The organism is Rhodococcus sp. Z6_132 (assembly GCF_058133635.1).
Genome location: NZ_JBYUNP010000001.1, coordinates 569093 through 592239 on the forward strand (window position 1 = coordinate 569093; position 23147 = coordinate 592239).

The following is a 23147-nucleotide window of genomic DNA, read 5'->3' on the forward strand; positions in this document are numbered from 1 at the left end:
GGGCTAAGGACGCAGCAGCGGCAGCCAGTGGGCGATCTCCTCGGCCCGGGTCCCGGACGACTGCAGCAGCGCCTGGGCGCGGGCCGCGTCAAAGGTGGTCCGTCCCGTCACCAGCAGCAGCCAGGTGCGCGGATCGAGCTCCACCACGTTGGGCGGGGTGCCGCGGGTGTGCCGCGGCCCGGCGATGCACTGCACCGCCACGAACGGCGGCACCCGCACCTCCACGCTGTTGCCCGGCGCGGCCTGGGCCAGCGTGCGAGCCGACAGCCGCACCGCCGCCGCCAGCGAGCTCCGGTCGGGCTCGGGCACCTGTGGGTCGTCCAGCCAGGGCAGCACCGCCAGCACCGCCGCACGCATCTGGGCCTGGTCGACGGGTCCACGGGTAGCCACGGCCGTGAAGCCTAGGACTGCGCACCCCGCCGGCTCACGGGTGCCCGCGCCGTAGGGTTGGCGCGTGCTGAGCATCGACGACCTGGCGACGTACTGGGGCAGGCGGGCCGAGCAGCCCGGCGACATCCACTACCTGGCCCTGGGCGACTCGCTCACCCAGGGCTACGGCGCAGCGTCCCCGGCGCAGAGCTTCGTGAGCACCCTCGCCGGCCTGCTCACCGACGCCACCGGCGCCTCGGTGGCCGTCACCAACCTCGCGGTGTGCGGGGCCCGGCTGGAGGACCTGGTGATCGACCAGCTGCCGGTGCTGGCGCGGTTGCGCCCCGACGTCGTGACCGTCTGCATCGGCACCAACGACGCCACCCACACCGACCCCGACCACTTCCGCGACGTCTTCACCCGGTTGTGCGACGCCCTGCCCAACGGCACCTTCGTCGCCGACGTGCCCGACTTCCAGGGCGGCCACGGCGACGACGAGGCCCGCGAGCTCGCGGCGATCATCCGCGAGGTGGTGGCCGCCCGCCCCGCACTGGTGCCGGTGGCGGTGCAGGCCGCGACCGCGGGCATGACCGTCACCGAGTTCGGCACCGGCTTCGCCCACCCCGACGACGTCGGCTACCAGCGCTACACCCGGGCCTTCTGGGAGGCGATGGAGCCGGCGCTGCTCCGCTAGGACGTCACCGCCACGTCCTGGCCGAACAGGGCCGGCAGGGTCGCCTCGAAGGTCTCCCGCAGCTCGGCCAGCGACACGGTGAACTGGCCCTGCACCTCGATGTCGTCGGAGCCCTCGTCCACCACGCCGATGCGCGTCCACGGCAGACCGCGGTTGGTGCACATGCTGGTGAAGCGCGGCTCCTCGCTGCGCGGCACCGCCACCAGGATGCGGCCGGAGGACTCGCTGAACAGCTGCACGAACGGGTCGGAACCCTCGGGCAGCAGGATGCGGCAGCCGGTGTCGCCGTTGAGCGCGGCCTCCACCACGGCCTGGGCCAGCCCGCCCTCGGAGAGGTCGTGGGCGGCGGAGATCAGTCCGTCGCGGGAGCCGGCCAGCAGGATCTCGGCCAGCAGCTGCTCCCGGGCCAGGTCCACCTTGGGCGGGGTGCCGCCGAGGTGGTCGTGCACGACCTGGCTCCAGATCGAGCCACCCAGCTCCTCGTGGGTCTCGCCCAGCAGGATCAGCGTCTCGCCGGGGGTGTTGCCGAAGCCGGTGAGGATGCGGCGGTCCACCTCGTCGATGACGCCGAGCACCCCCACCACCGGCGTCGGCAGGATGGCGGTGGTGCCGGTCTGGTTGTAGAAGCTGACGTTGCCGCCGGTCACCGGGATGCCCAGCTGCACGCAGCCGTCGGCCAGGCCGCGCACGGCCTCGCTGAACTGCCACATCACGCCCGGGTCCTCGGGGGAGCCGAAGTTCAGGCAGTTGGTCACCGCGACCGGGGTGGAACCGGTGGTGGCGACGTTGCGGAACGCCTCGGCCAGCGCCAGCTGCGCCCCGGTGTAGGGATCCAGCGCGGTGTAGCGCCCGCTGGCGTCGGTGGCCAGCGCGATGCCCCGGCCGGTGGTCTCGTCGATGCGCAGCACGCCGGCGTCGGCGGCCTCGGCCAGCACGGTGTTGCCGCGGACGTAGCGGTCGTACTGCTGCACCACCCAGCGGCGGCTGCACAGCTGCGGCGAGCCCACCATCTGCAGCAGGGTGGCCTTGAGCTCGTCCGGGGTGGACGGACGGGCCAGCGCGTCCGGGGTGTTCGCGACCAGCGCGTCCTGGCCGGCCGGACGCTGCACGGGGCGCTCGTACACCGGGCCCTCGTGGGCCACGGTGCGCGGCGGCACGTCCACCACGGTCTCGCCGTGCCAGGTGATCTCCAGGTTGTCGCCGTCGGTGACCTCGCCGATGACGGTGGCCAGCACGTCCCACTTGCGGCAGATGGCCATGAACGCGTCCACGTTCTCCGGCGCCACCACGGCGCACATGCGCTCCTGGGACTCGCTGGAGAGCACCTCGGCCGGGGTCATCCCGGTGGCCCGCAGCGGGACGGCGTCCAGCTCCACGCGCATGCCGCCGCTGCCGGCGCTGGCCAGCTCGGAGGTGGCGCACGACAGCCCGGCTCCGCCCAGGTCCTGGATGCCCACCACGACGCCGGAGGAGTACAGCTCCAGGCAGCACTCGATGAGCACCTTCTCGGTGAACGGGTCGCCCACCTGCACCGCGGGCAGCTTCTTGCGGCCACCGCCGTGCTCGTCGCCGTCGAAGGTGGCCGAGGCCAGCACCGAGACGCCGCCGATGCCGTCCAGGCCGGTGCGGGCGCCGAACAGGATGATCTTGTTGCCCGTGCCGGAGGCGAAGGCCAGGTGCAGGTCCTCGGTGCGCATCACGCCGGCGCACAGCGCGTTCACCAGCGGGTTGCCCGCGTAGGACTCGTCGAAGACCAGCTCGCCGCCCACGTTGGGCAGGCCGAGGGAGTTGCCGTAGCCACCGACGCCGGCGACGATGCCGTGCACCAGCCGCTTGGTGTCCGGGGCATCGGCCCTGCCGAAGCGCAGCTGGTCCATCACCGCGATCGGGCGGGCACCCATGGCCATGATGTCGCGGACGATGCCGCCCACCCCGGTGGCCGCCCCCTGGTAGGGCTCCACGTAGGACGGGTGGTTGTGGCTCTCCACCTTGAAGGTGACCGCCCAGCCGTCGCCGACGTCGACCACGCCGGCGTTCTCCCCGATGCCGGCGAGCATGCCGGAGCGCATCTGCTCGGTGGTGGTCTCGCCGAAGTACTTCAGGTGCACCTTGGAGGACTTGTAGGAGCAGTGCTCGCTCCACATCACCGAGTACATGGCCAGCTCGGCGTCGGTGGGCCGCCGCCCGAGGATCTCCCTGATGCGCGCGTACTCGTCGTCCTTGAGACCGAGCGCGGCGTAGGGCTGCTCCAGGTCGGGAGTCTCGGCGGCGTTGGCAGTGGTATCGACAGGCACAGGCACGCGCAACAGCCTATCGAGGGGTCGCAGCACCCCTCTTACTCGCCTGGTCAGGGCTCCACAGCACACCACCGGCTACCAAGGAGTAACTTCTCCGCCCGACCTCTCTCCCACCTGGCAGGAGCACCCCGATGACCGAAGCATCCCCCGGCGCCAGCGCCGGGACGGGCGGGAGCGGGACCGAGACCACGCTGCGGCGCGGCATCACCGGGCCGCTGCTCTACGTCTTCATCCTCGGTGACGTCCTCGGCGCCGGGGTCTACGCCCTGGTCGGCGAGGTGGCGGGCGAGGTCGGCGGCGCGGTGTGGGTGCCGCTGCTGGTGGCGCTGGCGATGGCGCTGCTGACGGCCTCCTCCTACGTGGAGCTGGTGACCAAGCACCCGCGCGCCGGCGGTGCCGCGATCTTCGCCCAGCGGGCGTACCAGAAGCCGCTCATCTCCTTCCTGGTCGGCTACTGCATGCTCGCCGCCGGCGTGACCAGCGCCGCCGGGCTGGCCCTGGCCTTCTCCGGCGACTACCTCGGCGTCTTCCTGGACGTCCCGATGGTCCCTGCTGCGCTGGTGTTCCTGCTGGTGGTGGCCCTGCTCAACGCCCGGGGCATCAAGGAGTCACTGCGGGCGAACCTGGTGATGACGACGGTGGAGGTGGGCGGCCTGGTGCTGGTGGTGGTGCTCGCCGGCATCGTGCTGGGCCGCGGCGACGGCGACCTGGGCCGGGTGGTGGAGTTCAACGCCGACACCACCCCGGCACTGGCGGTGCTCAGCGCGGCGCTGCTGGCGTTCTACTCCTTCGTCGGCTTCGAGACCTCCGCCAACGTGGCCGAGGAGGTTCGCGACGTCCGCCGCGTCTTCCCGCGGGCCATGTTCGGGGCCCTGCTCACCGCCGGTGCCGTCTACGTGCTTGTGGGCATCGCCGTCTCGGTCGTGCTGCCGCCCGACCAGCTCGCACAGTCCACCGGGCCGCTGCTGGAGGTGGTCAGCGCCGCCGACGCCGGGGTGCCGTCCCGGCTGTTCAGTGCCATCGCCCTGGTGGCGGTGGCCAACGGTGCGCTGCTCACCATGATCATGGCGAGCCGGCTGGCCTACGGGATGGCCAACCAGGGCCTGCTGCCGGGCGTGCTGAACAGCGTGCTGACCCACCGCAGGACCCCGTGGGTGGCCATCGCGGCGACCACCGTGGTGGCCATGGCGCTGGCCACCACCGGCTCGCTGGCCACCCTGGCCGAGACCGTGGTGCTGCTGCTGCTCGTGGTGTTCATCAGCACCAACCTGGCGGTGCTGGTGCTGCGCAAGGAGCAGGTGGACCACGCCTACTTCCGCACGCCCACGGTGCTGCCCGTGCTGGCGCTGGTGAGCTGCGTGGTGCTGCTGACCCAGCAGAGCGCGGCCACCTGGGCGCGGGCCGGCGGCCTGGTGGCCATCGGGGTGGTGCTGTACCTGGTGAGCCGGCTGGGCACCCGCCGGTCTCCGGCCGAGGAGGACCCGACCGCCGCCGCGCCCGCCGAGCACGCCGGCTAGCCCTGGCGGTCGCGGTCCTTGCTGGGCTGCACCCGCTTGGGCTCACCCGCCATCTTGGGGTAGTTCGGCGGGTAGGGCAGGTCGCCGAGTCCACCCGCCTCGTCCCGCTCGGCCAGCTCCAGCAGCGTGTCCAGGGAGAACGCCTTGGCGTCCAGGTCGGCCATCGGGTCGCCGCGGCGGGCCAGCAGGTCGGGCACGGTGGCCATGGTGAAGTCGTCCGGGTCGACGTCCACCAGCTCGGCCCAGGTCACCGGGGTGCTCACCGTGGCCCGCGGGGTCTTGCGCACCGAGTAGGCGCTGGCGATGGTGCGGTCGCGGGCGTTCTGGTTGAAGTCCACGAAGATCTGCTCGCCGCGCTGCTCCTTCCACCACGCCGTGGTCACCCTGCCGCCAGCGCCGCGCTCCACCTCGCGGGCCAGGGCGATGGCGGCGCGGCGCACCTCGGTGAAGGTCCAGCGGGGCTCGATCCGCACGTAGACGTGCAGGCCGCGCCCGCCGGAGGTCTTGGGGAACCCCACCAGCCCGAGCTCGTCCAGCAGCGGCTGCACCACCTCCAGCGCCACCGTGCGGGCCTCGGCGAAGGCGGTGCCCGGCTGCGGATCGAGGTCGATGCGCAGCTCGTCGGGGTGGTCGGTGTCGGTGCACCGGGCGTGCCACGGGTGGAAGGTGACCGTGCCCATCTGCGCCGCCCACACCACCTCCGCGGCGTGGCGCACCCGCAGCGCGTCGGCGGTGCGCCCGGACGGGAAGGCCACCTGGCAGGTCTGCAGGTACTCGGGGTGCTTGGCGGGGATCCGCTTCTGGTACACCTCCTCGCCCTCGATGCCGTCGGGGAAGCGCTGCAGGTAGGTGGGCCGGTCGCGCAGCGCGTTCACGATCACCCCGGCCTCGGCGACGGCCTGGTAGTAGTGCGCCAGGTGCAGCTTGGTGCCGCCGTCCGCGCCGAGGGCGGGGAACATGATCTTGTCGGGGCTGCTCAGGCGCACCTCCACACCGTGGACGTCCAGCAGCTCCGGCGGTGTCTTTCCTGCGGGCGTCTTGCTGGGCATCACTGGCCTCCATCGGCGAGCACGTCGGCGAGGTCGAACCGGACGGGCACGTCCAGCTGGTCGTAGGTGCACGAGGAGGGGGTGCGGTCGGGGCGCCAGCGCAGGAACTTGGCGGCGTGGCGCAGCCGGTCGCCCTCCATCTGGTCGTAGGCCACCTCCACCACCCGCTCCGGTCGCAGCGGCACCCAGGAGTGGTCCTCGCGGGCGTTCCACCGGTTGGGCTCACCCTCGTGGACCACGTCCGACCCCAGGCGCAGCGGCTGCAGCTCCTCGAGCAGCTCCTTGCGCCGCTGTGCGGTGAACGCCGAGGCGCCGCCGATCATGTGCATCTCGTCGCCGTCGTAGAGGCCGAGCAGCATGGAGCCGATGCCGGGCACGCTCTTGTGCGGCCGGTAGCCGATGACCACGCAGTCGGCGGTGCGGTGGTGCTTGACCTTGATCATCTCCCGGCGGTCCGGTGCGTAGTGCCCGGCGAGCCGCTTGGCCACCACCCCGTCCAGCCCGGCGCCCTCGAACTCGGCGAACCACTGCTGGGCGATCGCGGCGTCGGTGGTGGCCGTGGTGACGTGGCAGGTGGGCCCGGTGACGCCCAGGCCCAGCAGCAGCTCGCGACGGCGGGAGAACGGCTCGGCAGTCAGGTCCTCCGCACCCAGCGCCAGCAGGTCGAAGCCCACCACCTGCGCCGGGGTCTGCTCCGCCAGCAGCGCGATGCGGCTGGCGGCAGGGTGGATGCGCTGGCTCAGGGAGTCCCAGTCCAGCCGGGTGCGGCCGTCGATCTCCCGGGGCACCACGATCTCGCCGTCCAGCACGCACTGCTCCGGCAGCTCGGCGAGCACCCCCGCCACCACCTCGGGGAAGTAGCGGGTCAGCGACTTTCCGCTGCGCGAGCCCAGCTCCACCTCGTCGCCGTCACGAAAGACGATGCAGCGGAAGCCGTCCCACTTGGGCTCGTAGGACCAGATCGGCTCGCCGGCACCCTGCACGGGCACGGCGTCGGCGGCCTTGGCCAGCATGGGCTTGACGGGCGGGCGCACCGGGAGGTCCATCTGCCCATCCTGGCCCAGGCAGCCGGGATCCGGGTAGGGAGAGCCGGCTCAGCCCCGGGCGAGGCGGGCCAGCAGCAGGGTCTCGGCCAGGCAGACGCGCTCGAACTCCGCCAGGTGCAGGCCCTCGTCCACGCCGTGCGCACGGGTGTCGGGGTCCTCCACCCCGGTGACCAGCACGGCCGCGTCCGGGAAGGCGTCGACGAACTCGGCGATGAACGGGATGGAGCCACCCATCCCCATGTCCACCGGTTCGGTGCCGTCCCAGGCGTCGCGGAAGCTGGACCGGGCGGCGTCGTAGGCCGGTCCGGTGGCGTCGATGGCGCAGGGCTGGCCGGTCTCCCCACCGGTGACCGTCACCTGAGCGCCCCAGCCGACGTGGCTGCGCAGGTGCTCGGTGAGCGCGGCCAGCGCCGCGTGGGCGTCGGTGCCCGGCGGGACGCGCAGGCTCACCTTGGCCCGGGCCACCGGCACCAGCGTGTTGGAGGAGGCGGCCACGGTGGGGGCGTCGATGCCGATGACGGCGATGGCCGGGCCGTTCCACAGCCGCGACACCACCGAGCCGGTGCCCAGCTGCTGCACGCCGTCGAGCAGCGACGACTCCGCCCGCACCCGCTCCTCGGGGTAGTCCAGGTCGGCCGCCTCGCCCTGCGGCAGTCCGGCCACCGCCACCGAGCCGTCGGGGTGGTGCAGCGTCGCCAGCAACCGGCACAGGGTGGTGAGCGCGTCCGGCGCCACCCCGCCCCACAGCCCGGAGTGCACGGCGTGGCCGAGGGTGCGGACCTCGACGACGCAGTCGGCCAGCCCGCGCAGCGAGACGGTGAGGGCAGGGACGCCGACGTCCCAGTTGGCGGAGTCGGCGATGACGATGGCATCCGCGGCGAGGCGGTCGCGGTAGGTGTGCAGCAGCCGGGTCAGCGACGGCGAGCCGGACTCCTCCTCGCCCTCCACGAACACGGTGACCCCCACCGGCGGGGCGCCGCCGTGGGCGCGGAACGCAGCCAGGTGCGCCGCGATGCCCGCCTTGTCGTCGGCGGCGCCGCGGGCGTAGAGGCGCTCGCCGCGCTCGGTGGGCTCGAACGGCGGACTGGTCCACGCCGTGACGTCGCCGGTGGGCTGCACGTCGTGGTGGGCGTAGAGCAGCACCGTCGGCGCTCCGGGCGGTGCCGGGTGGTGGGCGAGGACGGCGGGCGCGCCGCCCTCGCTGACCACGTCCACCTGGGCGAAGCCGGCCTCGCGCAGCAGCCGGGCCACGGCCTCGGCGCTGCGCTGCACGTCGGCGGCGCGGGCCGGGTCGGCGTACACCGAGGGGATGCGCACGAGGTCCTCGAGGTCGGCCCGGACCGCGGGCAGCACCTGCGCCAGGGTCTCGCGCAGCTCGGACTCGGAGGGGCTCAGCGCAGCAGTCATGCCCCCGAGCCTAGGACGGGGCCCGACGAGCGGGCCCCGCGGTGCTCACGCGCTGGCGAGCACGCCGTCCAGCACGGACAGGAAGATGCCCAGGCCGTCGTCGGTGGGACCGGTGAGCTTCTCGGTGGCGTGCTCGGGGTGTGGCATCAGCCCCACCACCCGGCCGTCGGCCGAGGAGATGCCGGCGATGGCGCGCATCGACCCGTTGGGGTTGTCGCCGACGTAGCGGAAGACCACGCGGCCCTCACCCTCCAGCTCGTCCAGGGTGTCCTCGGCGGCCACGTAGCGGCCCTCGCCGGACTTCAGCGGCACCAGGATCTCTGCGCCGGCCTCGTAGCGCGAGCTCCAGGCGGTGCTGGTGGACTCCACCCGCAGCCACTGGTCGCGGCACAGGAAGTGCAGGCCGTCGTTGCGGGTGAGCGCCCCGGGCAGCAGCCCGGCCTCGCAGAGCACCTGGAAGCCGTTGCAGATGCCCAGCACCGGCAGGCCGGCGCCCGCGGCGCGCACCACCTCGGTCATCACCGGCGCGAAGCGGGCGATGGCTCCGGCACGCAGGTAGTCGCCGTAGGAGAAGCCACCCGGCACGATCACCGCGTCGACTCCGCGCAGGTCAGCGTCGCCGTGCCACAGGCTGACCGGCTCCGCGCCGGACAGGCGCACGGCGCGGGCGGCGTCGACGTCGTCCAGCGTCCCCGGGAAGGTGATGACTCCGATGCGCGCGCTCACTCCTGCACCCTCCGCACGGTCCAGTCCTCGATCACGGTGTTGCACAGCAGGGTCTGCGCGATCTGCGCCAGCGCGGCGTCGTCGACGTCGTCGGCGACCTCCAGCTCGAAGCGCTTGCCCTGGCGGACGTCAGCGACCCCGGTGAAGCCCAGCCGCGGCAGCGCCCCAGCGATGGCCTGACCCTGGGGGTCGAGGATCTCGGCCTTCGGCATGACGTCCACGACTACTCGGGCCACGCGGCGCTCCCTGGTTAGAATCGGTGTTGACGAGGGTGAGCCTACTGGCAGGGCCGGAGGATGCCTCTCGTCGCCAGGGCCAGACCGCCCCGCAGGGACGGCCCACTGGCCACGCACTGCGAAAGGTCGCTGCGCCGGCAGGTTCGCCGGACGTGTTGTCTTCCCCCACTGGTCATCCGGGCACGGGACTGCTTGATCAGCCGAACTCGGCTCGGTCCGATAGTTTTCGGGTTGTTGGTCTGGGCAACAACTTTCCGCGACGCGACAGGAGCACGAGCACGATGTCACCGTTACGGGAGAGCATCGATCCATCCACGGTGTTGCGCAACCACCTCCCCATGGATCTCACCCGATCGGTGCTCGCCCGCCGTCCCCTGGTGACGGTGGTCCTGGACATCGCCGGGCGCGGCCGCTGGACCCTCTACATCAAGCACGGCGAGGTCAGCCTGGTGGTGGGCGCGATCGCACGTCCCACCTGCTGCATCCGCACCGACGCCGCCACCCTCGCCGACCTGCTGATGGGCCGGCGCAGCGGCGTGGAGGCGTTCCTGACCGGGGACCTGGTGGCCCGCGGCAGCCTGAACACGGTGCTGCAGGTGGGCGGCGCCTTCGCCCCGGAGGCCCACCTGCCCACCCGGGCGCACTCCCGGGAGGTCAGCGCCTACGGCGTGCGCACCGCCTACCTGGAGGCCGGACCGGCCGACGGCCGCCCGGTGGTGCTGCTGCACGGCCTGGGCGCCACCAACGCCTCGATGCTGCCGGTGCTCGCCGACCTGGCCAAGGACCACCGGGTGATCTCCCCGGACACCCCCGGCTTCGGCGCGTCCGAGGCGCCGCCGTGGAAGTACACCGCCGAGCAGATGCACCGCTGGCTGCGCTCGTTCCTGGACGCCGTCGACGCCCGCGGCGCCGTGGTGATCGGCAACTCCCTGGGCGGGCGGCTGGCCCTGGAGCTGGCGCTGCGCGACCCCGACGCGGTGGACCGGCTGGTGCTGCTGTGTCCCGCGCCCGCGTTCCGCCGCTTCCGCCAGCTGGCCCCAGTGGCCAAGCGGCTGCCCATGCTGATGGCCCGGATGCCGTTCGGCCCGCCCCGGCCCGCGCTGGTCACCGGGCTCAAGGCCATGTTCGCCGACCCCAGCCGGCTGCCCTCCACCTGGTACGACGCCGCCATCGACGAGTTCCTCATCGCCATGAAGGACCCGTCCCACCGGCGCGCCGCGCTCTCGGCGATGCTCAACATCTACACCGACGAGCCGTTCGGGGAGTCCGGGTTCTGGGATCGGCTGCCGCACCTGGAGCCGCCGGCGCTGTTCATCTGGGGCGCCGCGGACCGGTTGGTGCCGGCCAGCTTCGCTCGCCACGTCACCGAGGCCCTGCCCGATGCGGAGTCGGTGGTGATCCCCGACTGCGGGCACGTGCCGCAGTTCGAGCTGCCGGAGCTGACCATGCGGCTGACGCGCAGCTTCCTCGCCACCGGTCGCCGCCACGTCCCGGCCGACCGCGTGCTGCGCCAGTGGAAGGACGGCCAGGACAAGCCCGGCCGGTGGGAGAAGGAGTCCTAGATGCAGCTCACCCACCTCGGGCACTCGTGCCTGCTCCTGGAGGCTGAGGGCGTCCGCATCCTCATCGACCCAGGCACCTTCGCCACCGGCTTCGCCGAGCTGACCGGACTGGACGCGGTGCTGGTCACCCACCAGCACCCGGACCACGTGGACGTGGACGCCCTGCCACAGCTGCTGGGCAACAACCCGGGCGCCAGGCTGGTGGCCGACTACATGACCGCCACCAAGCTGGGTGACCCCTGGACGCCGGTGAGCCCGGGCGAGCGGTTCACGGTGGGACCGGTGCGGGTGCGGGTGGAGGGCGGCACGCACGCGGTGATCCACCCGGACGTCCCGGTGATCGAGAACGTGGCCTACCTGTTCGGCACCGCGGCCCAGCCCAACCACCTGCTGCACCCCGGTGACTCCCTCCACGTGCCCGAGGAGCCGGTGGCGGTGCTGGCGCTGCCGGCCGGCGCCCCGTGGCTGAAGATCGCCGAGGCCGTGGACTACCTGCGGGCGGTGTCGCCGGAGGTCGCCGTCCCCATCCACCAGGCCGTGCTGGCCAAGCCCGAGATGCACTACCGACTGCTGGAGCAGCTGCGCCCGGACCACACCGAGCTGCGGGTGCTCGAGCACGGCGTGGCCAGCGAGGTCTAGGCCGCGCCGCTGCGGGCCGCCCCGGGGGTGCACGTGGCGTAGGTGACGGGGTCCGCGCCGTGGTGCAGGGCCAGGTCCAGCGCGTCCAGCAGAGCCTGCCGCGGCCCCGAGCTGTCGAGCTGAGCCGCCTTGGCCGCCAGCCGCAGCACTCCGCCGCGCCGGGCGGTCCGGTCCGCGGCCAGCACCAGCGCCCGGCAGCGCCACGGCTCGGTGGTGGTGCCGCCACCCACGCCGAGCACCCGGGACCAGGTGGTGGGGCCGGCGGGCAGCGCACGGACCGCGCCGCGGTCGGCGCAGAGCCGGAAGCCCGCCTGCGGCAGCGCGGCCAGGGCACCGGCGGAGATCGTCCACTGCGGCGGGACGAACAGCCGGGTGCGCAGCCCCACCTGCTCGAGCACCCGGTCGGCGGCGGTCAGGCGCAGCAGGGCCTCGTGCTGGGCCAGGACGGCGAACTCGGCACGACGCTTGCGGACGGCCGCCTGGTCGTAGCCGTGCAGCACGACGGCGTCCCCCTGCTCGCGGCGGTGGCGCAGCCAGTGCTGGGCCGCGGCGTCGGCGGTCAGCCGGTAGCCGCTCTTGCGCCGCGGGGCCACCAGCAGCGACAACGGCACGGCCCGGCGGTCGAGCTCGGCGGCGAAGGCCCGCGCCGGCCCGAGGGTCTCGGCGCGGACCCCGGACAGCGACACGATCACGGAAGCCACCTGCCCAGCACACCCGGTGGAGGTGAACTCCAGGCGTGGCCGCGGCGCACGCTGGGTGAACTGTCGCTAGCGGCCCAGCCAGTCGGCGAAGGACAGCCCGGAGATGCGCTCGTAGGCCTCCACGTACCGCTGGCGGGTCGCGGCCACCACCTCGGCCGGCAGCGGCGGCGGGGCGTCGTCGCCGTGGCGGTCCCAGCCGGAGTCCGGGCCGGTCAGCCAGTCGCGGACGTACTGCTTGTCGAAGCTGGGCTGCACCCGCCCCTCGGTGAAGCCCTCGGCCGGCCAGAAGCGGGAGGAGTCCGGGGTGAGCACCTCGTCGCCCAGCACCAGCCTGCCCTCGGCGTCGCGGCCGAACTCCAGCTTGGTGTCGGCCAGGATCACGCCACGCTCGGCGGCGTGCGCGGCGGCCCGGGAGTAGATGTCCAGCGTGGCGGTGCGCAGCTGCTCGGCCAGCTCAACACCCACCTGCGCCGCCACCGTCGCGAAGTCCACGTTCTCGTCGTGCTCCCCCATCACCGCCTTGGTGGCCGGGGTGAAGATCGGCTCCGGCAGCTGGCTGGCCTCGCCCAGGCCCGCCGGCAGCGTCACCCCGCACACCGAGCCGCTCGCCCGGTAGTCGGCCAGGCCGGAGCCGGTGAGGTAGCCGCGGACCACGCACTCCACCGGCACCATGTCCAGCCGGCGCACCACCAGCGCCCGGCCCAGCAGCTCGGCGGGGATGCGCTGGTCGTCGGGCTCGCCGGCCAGGTGGTTCGCCCCGCCCAGCAGCCCGAAGAAGAACACGCTCATCGCGGTGAGCACCCGGCCCTTGTCCGGGATCGGCGTGGGCAGCACGTGGTCGTAGGCCGAGATCCGGTCGGAGGCCACCAGCAGCAGGTGATCGTCGTCGATGGCGTAGAGGTCACGCACCTTGCCGGCGGCGACGTGGGCGTAGTCAGCAAGGGAGGGGCGCACGGTGATCGAGCCTATCGGGCGAGCGTCGGTTGCCCGTCGACCGCGGGGCGGACCTCGCCGCCCCGGGCGAGCAGCGTGGCGTAGCGCCCGCCGAGGGCCCGCAGCTGCTCGTGCGTGCCGCGCTCCACGGCGCGGCCGTGGTCGAGCACCACGATCTGGTCGGCGTCGCGGACCGTGGAGAGGCGGTGCGCGATGGTGATGGTGGTGCGTCCGCGGCTGACCACGTCCAGCGCCGCCTGCACGGCGCGCTCGGTCTCGTTGTCCAGGGCGCTGGTGGCCTCGTCCAGCACCAGCACCCGCGGGTCGCGCAACAAGGTGCGGGCGATGGCGATGCGCTGCTTCTCCCCGCCGGAGAAGCGGTGCCCGCGGGCCCCGACCACGGTGTCGTAGCCGTCGGGCAGCGAGGAGATCAGCTCGTGCACCTGCGCGGCTCGCGCCGCCGCCTCGATCTCGGCGTCGCTGGCCCCCGGGCGGGCGTGGCGCAGGTTCTCCCGGATCGTCGCGTGCAGCAGGTAGGTCTCCTGCGAGACCACGCCCACCAGCTCGGAGAGCTCGGCGAGCCGGATGTCGCGCAGGTCCACCCCGTCCAGGGTGACCTGGCCGGTGGTGGGGTCGTGCAGCCGTGCCACCAGCGAGGCCAGCGTGGTCTTGCCGGAGCCGGTCTCCCCCACCAGGGCCAGCGCCGACCCGGGGGGCACCTCGATGGTGACGCCGGTGACGGCGTCGCGGTGGGAGCCCTCGTAGCGGAAGCCCACGTCGACGAAGCGGACGGCGCCGGCCACCTCCTCCTTCGGCATGGGCACCGGGTGCTCGGGATCGGCGATGTCCACCGGCAGGTCCAGGTACTCGAAGATGCGGCTGAACAGGGCCAGCGAGCTGGTCACCGAGACGCCGACGTCGAGCAGGCTCATCAGCGGCCGGAACAGCGTGCTCTGCAGCCCGGTGAAGGCGACCAGCGTGCCGATGGTCATGCCGCCGGAGGTGGCCGGCAGCCCGGCCGCGAGGTACAGCAGCGCCGGGATGGCCGAGAAGATGATGCTCATCGTGGCCATCCGCCAGCGTCCGGACAGCTGCGAGCGGACCTCGAGGTCGACCAGCAGGTGCGAGGTGGCGGCGAAGCGGTCGGACATGACCGGGCCGGCGCCCAGGGTCTTGCCCAGCTGCACCCCGCTGATGGACAGGCTCTCATCGATCTGGGTCTGCATGTCCGCCAGCGCGCGCTGGCGCTGGGCGGTGATGGCCCGGCGCATCAGGGCCACCCGACGGGTGAGCCAGATCGCCGGCGGCAGCACCACCAGGGACAGCAGCGACAGCCGCCAGCTCAGCACCGCCATCGCCACCACGGTGCCCACCACCGTGGTCACGTTCGAGGCGATCGACGTCGCGGTGGAGGTGACCACCGTCTGCATGCCGCCGATGTCGTTGGTGAGCCGGGACTGCACCTCACCGCCGCGGGTGCGGGTGAAGAAGCTCAGCGACTGGCGCTGCAGGTGGGAGAACACGCTGGTGCGCAGGTTGTGCATCACGCGCTGGCCGACGGTGGTGGAGATCCACGTCTGCACTACGCCCAGCACCGCACTCACCACCGTGACCACGAGCATGCCGAGCACCGCCCACACCAGCAGCGGCACGTCCTGCTCGGGAATCGCGCGGTCGATCACCTCGCGCACCAGGAACGGGGTGGCCAGGGCGACCGTGGACGCCACCACGATCAGCGCCATCACCGCCGCGACCTGCCAGCGGTAGGGCGTGAACAGCGAGCCGATCCGGCGCAGGCTCACCGGGGAGTCCTGCAGCTGGGCACGGTCGGCGGGATCAAGCTTGCGGGGGCCGCCACGACCCCCGCCGCGCCCACCGAAGGGTGGAGCCGTCATGTGTCACCACCCCTCTCCAGTGTCGGGGCAACTATGCTGAGGTTCCCTCAACATGAGGTACTTGTCAAATGAGGTAGGCTCGCTGACCATGACGGAGGCATCGGGCGAGCAGCTCCGCGACCTGGTGATGGCCGCCTCCCGTGCGCTGCGCCGCGGCTGGTCCACCGCGCTCGAGCCCTGGGAGCTCTCGCCGCACGAGTTCCGCGCGCTGCGGGCCATCGACGGCGCGGACGAGGGACAGCCGCGGCTCGGCGACGTCGCCAAGGCGCTGCGCATCGCTCCGCGCTCGGCGACGGAGGTGGTGGACCGCCTGCAGGAGCGCGACCTCGTGGAGCGGGTCGCCGACGGGGCGGACCGGCGCGCGGTGTGCGTCCGCCTCACCGACAAGGGCCGACGCCTGGTCGGCGAGATGGCCGCGGCCCGCGATGCTCAGGCCGCGGAGTTCTTCGCCCCGCTCGGCGCGCGCGACCGCGCCGAGCTGCACCGCATCCTCGGCGCCCTGACCGACGACCGATGACCCCCGCCCCCGGCGGCTACAGGATCGCGCCGGGCGCGTAGCCGGCCGCCTCGGGGTGGGCGTCGACAAGCTGCTGCACCGCGGCGACGACCGCGCTGACCTGGGCGTCGGCGGCACCGATGAAGGCGCTCTTGTCGGCCAGCGCCGCCTCCAGCGCGGAACGGTCCAGCGGCAGGCGGTCGTCGGCGGCCAGCCGGTCCAGCAGGTCCGGCTCCTTGCCCTGCTCCCGCATGGCCAGCGCCACGGCCACCGCGTGCTCCTTGATGGCCTCGTGCGCGGTCTCGCGCCCCACCCCGGCGCGCACCGCGGCCATCAGCACCCGGGTGGTGGCCAGGAACGGCAGGTAGCGGGTGAGCTCCTTCTCGATCACGGCCGGGTAGGCGCCGAACTCGGCCAGCACCGTCAGGAAGGTCTCCATCTGGCCGTCGATGGCGAAGAAGGCGTCCGGCAGCGCGACCCGGCGCACCACGGAGCAGAACACGTCGCCCTCGTTCCACTGCGCGCCGGCCAGCTCGGCGGCCATCGAGGCGTAGCCGCGCAGCACCACCTGCAGGCCGTTGACCCGCTCGCAGGAGCGGGTGTTCATCTTGTGCGGCATGGCCGAGGAGCCCACCTGGCCGGGCTGGAAGCCCTCGGTGACCAGCTCGTGGCCCGCCATCAGCCGGATGGTGTGGGCCAGCGACGACGGGGCGGCACCCACCTGCACCAGGGCGGAGAGCACGTCGTGGTCCAGCGAGCGGGGGTACACCTGGCCGACGCTGTGCAGCACGTGGGCGAACCCCAGGTGCTCGGCGACCTTGGCCTCCAGCTGGGCGAGCTTGCCGGCGTCACCGTCGAGCAGGTCGAGCATGTCCTGGGCGGTGCCCATGGGGCCCTTGATGCCGCGCAGCGGGTACCGCGCGATCAGCTCCGCCAGCCGGGTGAGCGCCAGCAGCAGCTCGTCGGCGGCGGAGGCGAAGCGCTTGCCCAGCGTGGTGGCCTGGGCGGCGACGTTGTGGCTGCGCCCGGCCATCACCACCTGCGAGTACTCGGTGGCCCGCTCGGCCAGCCGGGCGGCGACGGCCACGCCGTGGCCGTGCACGTGCTGCATCGAGCGCAGCACCTGCAGCTGCTCGACGTTCTCGGTGAGGTCGCGGCTGGTCATGCCCTTGTGCACGTGCTCGTGGCCGGCGAGGTCGTTGAACTCCTCGATGCGGGCCTTGACGTCGTGCCGGGTGACCCGCTCGCGCTCGGCGATGGAGGCCAGGTCCACGTCGTCGACCACACGCTCGTAGTCGGCGATCGCCTCGGCCGGCACGTCCACGCCCAGCTCGGCCTGCGCCTTGAGCACCGCGATCCACAGCTGGCGCTCCAGCACCACCTTGTGGGCGGGCGACCACAGCGCGGCCAGCGCGGGGCTTGCGTAGCGGGAGGCCAGGACGTTCGGGATGGGTGTGCTCACGGGGGGTGAGCCTAGTCGGCGGGCACCTGGCGACTTGCGTGCTCGTGCCGGGAGCGGTTGTGTGGACCGGTGACGAATCCCCACCCGATCGACCTGCGCTCCGACACCGTGACCGTGCCGGACGAGAAGATGCGCACCGCCATGGCCACCGCCGAGGTGGGCGACGACGTCCTCGACCGCGACCCCACCATGCGGGCCCTGGAGGAGCGGGTGGCCGACCTGCTCGGCTGCGAGGACGCGCTGTGGACGCCCAGCGGCACGATGGGCAACCTCATCGCGCTGATGCTGCACCTGCGCCGCGGTGACCGCTTCCTGGCCCCGGCCGCTGCGCACGTGCTCGGCTCCGAGCTGGGCACTGCGGCGTGGCTGGCCGGCGGCATGCCCGACCCGCTGCCCCACGACGCCGGCCCGGGACGCCCGTCGGCGGACGCGGTGCGCCAGGCCATCGGCGGCGAGGGCCCGTACTACACGCTGAACACCACGCTGCTGTGCCTGGAGAACACCCACAACTTCGCCGGCGGCGCGGTCACCCCGCCCGCCGAGCACCGCGCCCTGGTGGCCGCGGCGGCCGAGCGCGGCCTGGCCGTGCACCTCGACGGTGCCCGGCTGTGGCACGCCGCGGTGGCGCTGGACGTGCCGCTGACCGCGCTCACCGCGGGCACCGACACCGTGCAGGTGTGCCTGAGCAAGGGCCTGGGCGCCCCGGTGGGCTCGGTGCTGGCCTCCACGTCGGCGCGCATCGCCGAGGCCCGGCGGGTGCGCAAGATGCTCGGGGGCGGGGTGCGCCAGGGCGGGGTGCTGGCCGCGGCCGGGATGCTGGCGCTGGACCGGGTGGAGGAGCTGGCCATCGACCACGCCAACGCCGTGGCCCTGGCCGACGGGCTGCGCGAGCTGGGCTGGACGGTGGACGTGCCGCAGACCAACATCGTGCTGGCCGACTCCCCCGACCCCGCGGCCACGGTGGCCCGGCTGGAGCAGGTGGGGGTGCGCTCGCTCCCGCTGGCCGGCCGGGTCCGGTTCATCACCCACCGCGACGTGTCCGCCGCCGACGTCACCGAGGCGGTGCAGCGCGTGGCCGGGCTTCCCGCCGCGGCCTAGACGGTGTTGATCAAGGACCTGAAGCTGCGCGGGGCCAGGCTGCCCACCCGTTCGCGAGGTGGCGAAGGACTGGCTTCGCCGCTTTGACGCGCTCCGTGGGGAGATCTTGCGCGCGAGATCTCCCCGAGCTCGTGCCGTCGGGGTAGGTGAACGCGTACTCGACCCAGGGGCGGAGTCCTCGTTCGATGCCCTCCCGGTAGTGCCCGGTGACGACCGCGAGCACTTGCCGCTCGAGCTGGTCGGCTTCCCCCTCCCAGCTCACATCGCAGGCGTCGCAGCCACAAGCCGGGTAGTGGAAGTCGTGCAGCAAGCCGGCATTCATGATGATGCCGGGGTACGCGGTGAACACGATCGTCACCGCGGCGCACGCCGGGTCATTCGGTCGAATCCGTACTGCACGTGCAGCTTCAGGGGCCGGGCGAAGCAGCTCCGCCGCCGTCACCTCGCCCTCAGTGACTTCAACGTCGTAGGCGTCACGCAGATGTGCGATGAGGGCGTCAGCGACTACGTGCAGCGGTGCGAACCGCTCCGGATGCGAGTCAATCGAGTAGGTCTGCTCCGGTGGCGACCCGTGCCACCGGTTCCCGTAGTCGATGATCTGACCGTCGGCGTCGCGGAACACCGGTGTGTCGATCGACGGGCGCACATAGGAGGTCACCTCGTCATCCTTTCCTCGCCGGTGCGACTCCGGGGTGAGATCGCCGATCAGTTCGGCTGGGCGAAGCCGGTCCTTATCCAGAGGTGATCCCACAGCGCGAGCGGTTGCCGAGCACTTCAGAGCCAAGCGGGGTCACTCGCCGGCGATCTCGTCCAGCTCAGCGAGGTCCACGTCGGACAGCACCAGTCCGGCGCCGGCGACGTTCTCGCGCAGGTGCGCGACCGACGAGGTGCCCGGGATCAGCAGGATGTTCGGCGACCTGTGCAGCAGCCACGCCAGGGCCACCGACATCGGAGTGGCGTCCAGCCGGGTGGCGACCGCGGAGAGCGCGGACGACTGGAGCGGGCTGAACCCGCCGAGCGGGAAGAACGGCACGTAGGCGATGCCCTCGGCGGCGAGCCGGTCGATCAGCTCGTCGTCCTCGCGGTGCGCCAGGTTGTACCGGTTCTGCACGCACATGATCGGCGCGATGCCCTGAGCCTCACGCACCTGCTCGGCGGTCGCGTTGCTCACCCCGAGGTGGCGGATGAAACCTTGTCCCTGGAGCTCGACGAGCGTTTGGAACGCGTCGGCGATCGAGCCCGGCTGAGGTCCCGTGGCGTCGCCGAGCCGGAGGTTCACCAGGTCCAGTGCCTCGAGTCCGAGCGACTCCAGGTTCTCCTCGACCTGACGACGCAGCTGGTCTGGCTGCCGCGCCGTCGGCCACCCGCCCTGCTCGTCGCGCTGCGCGCCGACCTTGGTCACGAGGTGCAGCGACTCCGGGTAGGGTGCAGTGCTTCGCGAATCAGGTGGTTGGTGATGCGCGGTCCGTAGGCGTCGCTGGTGTCGATGTGGGTGATTCCGAGGTCGACGGCCTCGCGCAGGACCGCGATCGCGCCGACCCGGTCGGCGGGCGGCCCCATGGCCCAGGGGCCCGCCAGCTGCATCGCGCCGTAGCCGAAGCGGGAGACGGTCAGGTCGCCCAGGTCCCAGGTGCTGCCGGGCAGTGACGTGGAGAGTGCGCTCATTCGTGCTGTCCTTCGTGTCGTCGCATGGTGGGTTCTCTTGGTGCCCAAGTGCATGCTGGTTGCGCAGCTTCCCGGTGGGAAGTAGGCACCTCAGAGTGCGTTGGTATCCACCAGGTGACAGGAGCAGACGATGAGCACGAGCACGGCGGCCGAGCAGAGAGCCCAGGCGAAGCTCGAGTACGACTCATTCCTGGCCTCCTGCCCGAGCCGGAAGCTGCTCGATCGGATCTCCGACAAGTGGGTGGCCCTGATCCTCTGCGCGCTCGGCGGCGGGGGCGACGCCGATCATCCCGGTGTCCCGCGGGCGATGCGCTTCTCGGAGCTGTCCCGGCAGCTCGCCGGCGTCAGCCAGAAGATGCTCACCCAGACGCTGCGCTCGCTGGAGCGAGACGGCCTCGTCACCCGCACCGTGACTCCCACCGTTCCGGTCACGGTCACCTACGAGCTCACCGAGCTCGGCCTGTCGCTGCACCACCTCATCCGCGGACTCAAGGGCTGGGCGGAGACACACATGGACGACGTCCTCGCCCACCGGGCGGCACACGACGCCCGCACCGCCGGGCGACCGAACACCCTCTAGCCGAGGCTGGGCTCCGCCTCGGCACGCGGGTGCGCTGCCGTGCTCGGGCCCGCTGCCGTGCACGTGCCTGCTGGCGTCCTCGTGCCCGCTGCGCTGCGCCCGGCCCGGCGCCCGAAGAAGCTGCCGTCGCCGAGCGAGGCGCCGCTGGCGTAGCCCCAGGCCGAGATGCCTGCGGTGCAGCGCCCGGCCGCGAACAGCCCGGGGATCGGCTCGCCCGAGACGTGCAGCACCTCGGAGTCCACCGTGGTGCGCAGCCCGCCCAGGGTGAACCCGCTGGTCGCGCCGCGCAGGTCGATCGCGGCGAAGGGCCCGGTGAGGGGCTTCACCCACTCCGCCTTCTTGCCCAGCAACGGGTCCTCGCCGGTGACCGCGTACCGGTTGTACAGCTCCACGGTGGACTCCAGCGCTCCGGCCACCAGGCCCATCTCCGCCTCCAGCTCGGCGACGGTCTCGCAGACCCAGGTGGGCTTGCGCTGCAGGTGCCGAGTTGCCGTCGGGGAGGCGGCGGCTGCGGCGTAGCCGGCCTCGTCGACCACCAGGAACACCCGGTTGTCCTGCTGGAACAGGGCCAGCTGACCGATGCGCCCGGGGTAGGTGTCCTCCGGAACGAAGCGCTGCCCGCGTCCGTTGACCAGGATGCCGCGCACCATCAGCTGCGGGTCGCAGTGAATGGCGACCTCGGCGGCGTCCATGTGGGCGAGGTCGGCCCCCACGGCCTGTCCCATCCGGATGGAGATCCCGTCGTGCTCCTCGATGGCGGAGCCGGGGCGACCGGCCATCAGCGGCGCGAAGCTCTGCACCATCTGGTCGTTGTAGGCAAAGCTCCCGGTGGCCAGCACCACGCCGCGGCGGGCCCGCACGGCGATCTCGTGGCCGTACTGCTTGGCGATCACCCCGACCACCCGCCCGTCGGGGTCGGTGACCAGGGTCTGCACCCGCACGTCGTGCTCGGCCCGCACCCCCAGCGCGGCCACGGTCTCCGACAACGGCTTCATCAGCATGTAGCCGCCGCTCTTCTCCCCGGCGCGCTTGTTGGCCATCTGCGGGACGTGCCCGCGCGGTGCCGGGGTGGCGACGGCGGTGAACGGGGCGGCGTTCTCCCCGCCGGAGTACATCAGCCCCTCGTCGCCGACGGACTCCCAGCCCGGCTCGCCGAAGAACTCCGGCTTGAACACCACGCCGCAGTCCACCAGCCAGTCGTAGTGCTCCACCGACCCCTGGCAGTAGGCCTCGATCTTGGCACCGTCCACCCCGGGTCCGAGCGCCGCGGTGAGGAAGGCCTGCATGGTGGCCGGGGAGTCCTCGAAGCCGCACGCCCGCTGCAGCGCGGTGCCGCCGCCCAGGTAGATGAACCCGCCCGCCAGCGCCGCGGCGCCACCCCACCCGCTGGTGCGCTCGAGCACCAGCACGTCGGCCCCGGCCCGAGCGGCCTCGATGGCGGCCGAGGCGCCGGCCACGCCGTACCCCGCGACCACGACGTCCGCCTCGTGGTCCCAGCTGGCGACGTCCGCGGCGGGGCGCGGGTGCACGGAGGTGGTGGTGGAGGTGGTCATGGTGGTCCTTCCGGTGGGTGGGTCAGCGCTGCAGCGCGCGGGCCCCGCGCAGCCGGGTGAGGGCCTCGGTGATGTCCGACGTGGCCCCGGCGAAGGACAGCCGCACGGTGCTGCCGCCGTGCACGGTGTCGAAGTCGACGCCGGGGGCCAGCGCCACCCCGGTCTCGGCCAGCATCTCGGCGCACCAGGCGGTGGAGTCGTCGGTGAGGTGGCTGATGTCGGCGTAGGCGTAGAACGCACCGTCGGCCGGGGCCAGGTCGCCCAGCCCCACCTGGGGCAGGCCCTCCAGCAGCAGGTCGCGGTTGGTGCGGTAGCGGAGCACGTGGGAGTCCAGCTCGGCGTAGGACTCCTCGGTGAAGGCCGCGACGGCCGCGTGCTGGGACAGGGCGGGCGGGCAGATGGTGAGGTTGCCGGCGAGGCGGTCGACCGCGCGGCGCAGCCGGGCCGGCACCAGCATCCAGCCCAGCCGCCAGCCGGTCATGCAGAAGTACTTCGACGCCGAACCCATCACCACCGCCTCGCGGGAGGTCTGCCAGGCGCTGGCGGTCTCCGGCCCGTAGCTGATGCCGTGGTAGATCTCGTCGGAGATCAGCAGCGTGCCGTGCTCCTCGCACCAGCGGGCCAGGGCGGCCAGCTCGTCGGCGGCCAGGATGGTGCCGGTGGGGTTGGCGGGGCTGGCCACCACCAGCCCGGCCGGCGGGGTCTCCAGCGCCTCCAGCATCGCCACCGTGGGCTGGAATCGGGTGTCGGGGCCGCAGTCGAGCTCAACCACGGTGCAGCCGAGCGCCTGCAGGGAGTTGCGGTAGGCCGGGTAGCCCGGCCGCGACATCACCACGGTGTCGCCGGCGTCGAAGGCGGCGAGGAAGATCAGCGGGAACCCACCGGAGGACCCGGTGGTGACCACGACGTCCTCCGCGCTCACCTCGATGTCGTAGCGCCGGCTGTGGTGACCGGCGATGGCCAGGCGCAGCTCGTCGATGCCCAGGGTGACGGTGTAGCCCAGCAGCTGCTCGTCCAGCGCCTTGCGGGCGGCGCGCAGCACCGCGGCGGGCGCGGGGGTGGAGGGCTGACCGGCGGCGAGGTTGACCACGTCACCGTGGGTGCGCTGGCGGATGGCGGCAGCCGCCCACACGTCCATCACGTGGAACGGCTCGATGAGGGAGCGCCGTGACTCGTGCACCCGTGTCCCCTTTCTGCCGCAGCCGCTGACCGGCCGCGCCGC

At 72.8% G+C, this 23147-nt stretch carries 21 protein-coding genes and 1 pseudogene; 7 read left to right on the forward strand and 15 right to left on the reverse strand.

Annotated elements, in window-relative coordinates:
- Positions 1-3: 3 nt before the first annotated feature.
- Positions 4-390 carry a sterol carrier family protein gene (locus tag AC3YO9_RS02645; protein WP_489982032.1) on the reverse strand — a complete coding sequence of 129 codons (387 nt, stop codon included), beginning with the start codon at positions 388-390 and terminating at the stop codon, positions 4-6.
- Positions 391-454: 64 nt separating this feature from the next.
- On the opposite strand from AC3YO9_RS02645, the gene AC3YO9_RS02650 reads away from it, so the two are divergent.
- The gene (locus tag AC3YO9_RS02650; protein WP_489982033.1) at positions 455-1063 is read left to right on the forward strand and encodes an SGNH/GDSL hydrolase family protein; all 609 of its coding nucleotides are present in this window, start codon (positions 455-457) and stop codon (positions 1061-1063) included.
- Here the strand turns inward: AC3YO9_RS02650 and purL are convergent.
- A complete protein-coding gene (purL, locus tag AC3YO9_RS02655) occupies positions 1060-3363 on the reverse strand; it encodes a phosphoribosylformylglycinamidine synthase subunit PurL (protein WP_489982034.1) in 2304 nt (767 codons plus the stop codon). The genes AC3YO9_RS02650 and purL overlap by 4 nt on opposite strands.
- A gap of 128 nt (positions 3364-3491) precedes the next feature.
- On the opposite strand from purL, the gene AC3YO9_RS02660 reads away from it, so the two are divergent.
- Positions 3492-4877 carry an APC family permease gene (locus tag AC3YO9_RS02660; protein ID WP_489982035.1) on the forward strand — a complete coding sequence of 462 codons (1386 nt, stop codon included), beginning with the start codon at positions 3492-3494 and terminating at the stop codon, positions 4875-4877.
- Here AC3YO9_RS02660 and ligD read toward each other — a convergent pair.
- From ligD to purS, 5 genes are read right to left on the reverse strand one after another with little or no spacing between them, the layout of a single operon-like run.
- Positions 4874-5926, reverse strand: coding sequence for a non-homologous end-joining DNA ligase (gene ligD / locus AC3YO9_RS02665; RefSeq protein WP_489982036.1), 1053 nt, complete (start codon positions 5924-5926; stop codon positions 4874-4876). The genes AC3YO9_RS02660 and ligD overlap by 4 nt on opposite strands.
- Positions 5926-6972: an ATP-dependent DNA ligase gene (locus AC3YO9_RS02670; protein ID WP_127784197.1), complete on the reverse strand. Its 1047-nt coding sequence runs from the start codon at positions 6970-6972 to the stop codon at positions 5926-5928. The genes ligD and AC3YO9_RS02670 overlap by 1 nt, the downstream gene beginning before the upstream one ends.
- Before the next feature lie 48 nt (positions 6973-7020).
- Entirely contained in the window at positions 7021-8379 is a 1359-nt protein-coding gene (locus AC3YO9_RS02675) for a dipeptidase (protein ID WP_489982037.1), read from the reverse strand.
- Positions 8380-8424: 45 nt separating this feature from the next.
- Entirely contained in the window at positions 8425-9105 is a 681-nt protein-coding gene (gene purQ, locus AC3YO9_RS02680) for a phosphoribosylformylglycinamidine synthase subunit PurQ (RefSeq protein WP_127784199.1), read from the reverse strand.
- Positions 9102-9341 carry a phosphoribosylformylglycinamidine synthase subunit PurS gene (purS, locus tag AC3YO9_RS02685; RefSeq protein ID WP_127784200.1) on the reverse strand — a complete coding sequence of 80 codons (240 nt, stop codon included), beginning with the start codon at positions 9339-9341 and terminating at the stop codon, positions 9102-9104. Before purS ends, purQ begins: the two co-directional genes overlap by 4 nt.
- Positions 9342-9679: 338 nt before the next feature.
- Here purS and AC3YO9_RS02690 point away from each other — a divergent pair, with 338 nt between their 5' ends.
- Together AC3YO9_RS02690 and AC3YO9_RS02695 are read left to right on the forward strand one after the other, a co-directional pair.
- Positions 9680-10903 carry an alpha/beta fold hydrolase gene (locus AC3YO9_RS02690; protein WP_241249219.1) on the forward strand — a complete coding sequence of 408 codons (1224 nt, stop codon included), beginning with the start codon at positions 9680-9682 and terminating at the stop codon, positions 10901-10903.
- Positions 10904-11542, forward strand: a complete 639-nt coding sequence (locus tag AC3YO9_RS02695) for an MBL fold metallo-hydrolase (RefSeq protein WP_489982038.1) — start codon at positions 10904-10906, stop codon at positions 11540-11542.
- Here the strand turns inward: AC3YO9_RS02695 and AC3YO9_RS02700 are convergent.
- From AC3YO9_RS02700 to AC3YO9_RS02710, 3 genes are all read right to left on the reverse strand, one after another.
- Entirely contained in the window at positions 11539-12243 is a 705-nt protein-coding gene (locus AC3YO9_RS02700; protein ID WP_489982039.1) for a DUF2334 domain-containing protein, read from the reverse strand. The genes AC3YO9_RS02695 and AC3YO9_RS02700 overlap by 4 nt on opposite strands.
- A gap of 66 nt (positions 12244-12309) precedes the next feature.
- Positions 12310-13197, reverse strand: coding sequence for a phosphoribosylaminoimidazolesuccinocarboxamide synthase (locus AC3YO9_RS02705; RefSeq protein WP_489982040.1), 888 nt, complete (start codon positions 13195-13197; stop codon positions 12310-12312).
- An 11-nt stretch (positions 13198-13208) separates the two neighbouring features.
- Positions 13209-15071 carry an ABC transporter ATP-binding protein gene (locus tag AC3YO9_RS02710; protein WP_489982041.1) on the reverse strand — a complete coding sequence of 621 codons (1863 nt, stop codon included), beginning with the start codon at positions 15069-15071 and terminating at the stop codon, positions 13209-13211.
- Positions 15072-15159: 88 nt separating this feature from the next.
- On the opposite strand from AC3YO9_RS02710, the gene AC3YO9_RS02715 reads away from it, so the two are divergent.
- Positions 15160-15588 (forward strand): MarR family winged helix-turn-helix transcriptional regulator, encoded by a 429-nt coding sequence (locus AC3YO9_RS02715; RefSeq protein WP_489982042.1) that lies wholly within the window; start codon positions 15160-15162, stop codon positions 15586-15588.
- Between the two features lie 16 nt (positions 15589-15604).
- Here the strand turns inward: AC3YO9_RS02715 and purB are convergent, their stop codons facing one another.
- Complete coding sequence (gene purB, locus AC3YO9_RS02720) at positions 15605-17029, reverse strand: adenylosuccinate lyase (protein WP_127784206.1); 1425 nt, start codon at positions 17027-17029, stop codon at positions 15605-15607.
- 69 nt (positions 17030-17098) lie between these two features.
- On the opposite strand from purB, the gene AC3YO9_RS02725 reads away from it, so the two are divergent.
- Positions 17099-18127 (forward strand): threonine aldolase family protein, encoded by a 1029-nt coding sequence (locus AC3YO9_RS02725; protein WP_489982043.1) that lies wholly within the window; start codon positions 17099-17101, stop codon positions 18125-18127.
- A gap of 10 nt (positions 18128-18137) precedes the next feature.
- Here the strand turns inward: AC3YO9_RS02725 and AC3YO9_RS02730 are convergent, their stop codons facing one another.
- Both AC3YO9_RS02730 and AC3YO9_RS02735 read right to left on the reverse strand, forming a co-directional pair.
- Complete coding sequence (locus AC3YO9_RS02730; RefSeq protein ID WP_489982044.1) at positions 18138-18785, reverse strand: DUF6226 family protein; 648 nt, start codon at positions 18783-18785, stop codon at positions 18138-18140.
- A gap of 132 nt (positions 18786-18917) precedes the next feature.
- Positions 18918-19792 (reverse strand): annotated as a pseudogene (locus AC3YO9_RS02735) (aldo/keto reductase family oxidoreductase).
- Positions 19793-19922: 130 nt separating this feature from the next.
- On the opposite strand from AC3YO9_RS02735, the gene AC3YO9_RS02740 reads away from it, so the two are divergent.
- Positions 19923-20372 (forward strand): winged helix-turn-helix transcriptional regulator, encoded by a 450-nt coding sequence (locus AC3YO9_RS02740; protein ID WP_489982045.1) that lies wholly within the window; start codon positions 19923-19925, stop codon positions 20370-20372.
- Here AC3YO9_RS02740 and AC3YO9_RS02745 read toward each other — a convergent pair.
- Both AC3YO9_RS02745 and AC3YO9_RS02750 read right to left on the reverse strand, forming a co-directional pair.
- On the reverse strand, positions 20369-21925 hold the full coding sequence (locus AC3YO9_RS02745) for an FAD-dependent oxidoreductase (protein WP_489982046.1): 1557 nt from the start codon (positions 21923-21925) through the stop codon (positions 20369-20371). The two genes, AC3YO9_RS02740 and AC3YO9_RS02745, sit on opposite strands and share 4 nt — an antisense overlap.
- A gap of 22 nt (positions 21926-21947) precedes the next feature.
- Positions 21948-23063: a pyridoxal phosphate-dependent aminotransferase gene (locus AC3YO9_RS02750; protein ID WP_489982558.1), complete on the reverse strand. Its 1116-nt coding sequence runs from the start codon at positions 23061-23063 to the stop codon at positions 21948-21950.
- Between the last annotated feature and the right edge of the window lie 84 nt (positions 23064-23147).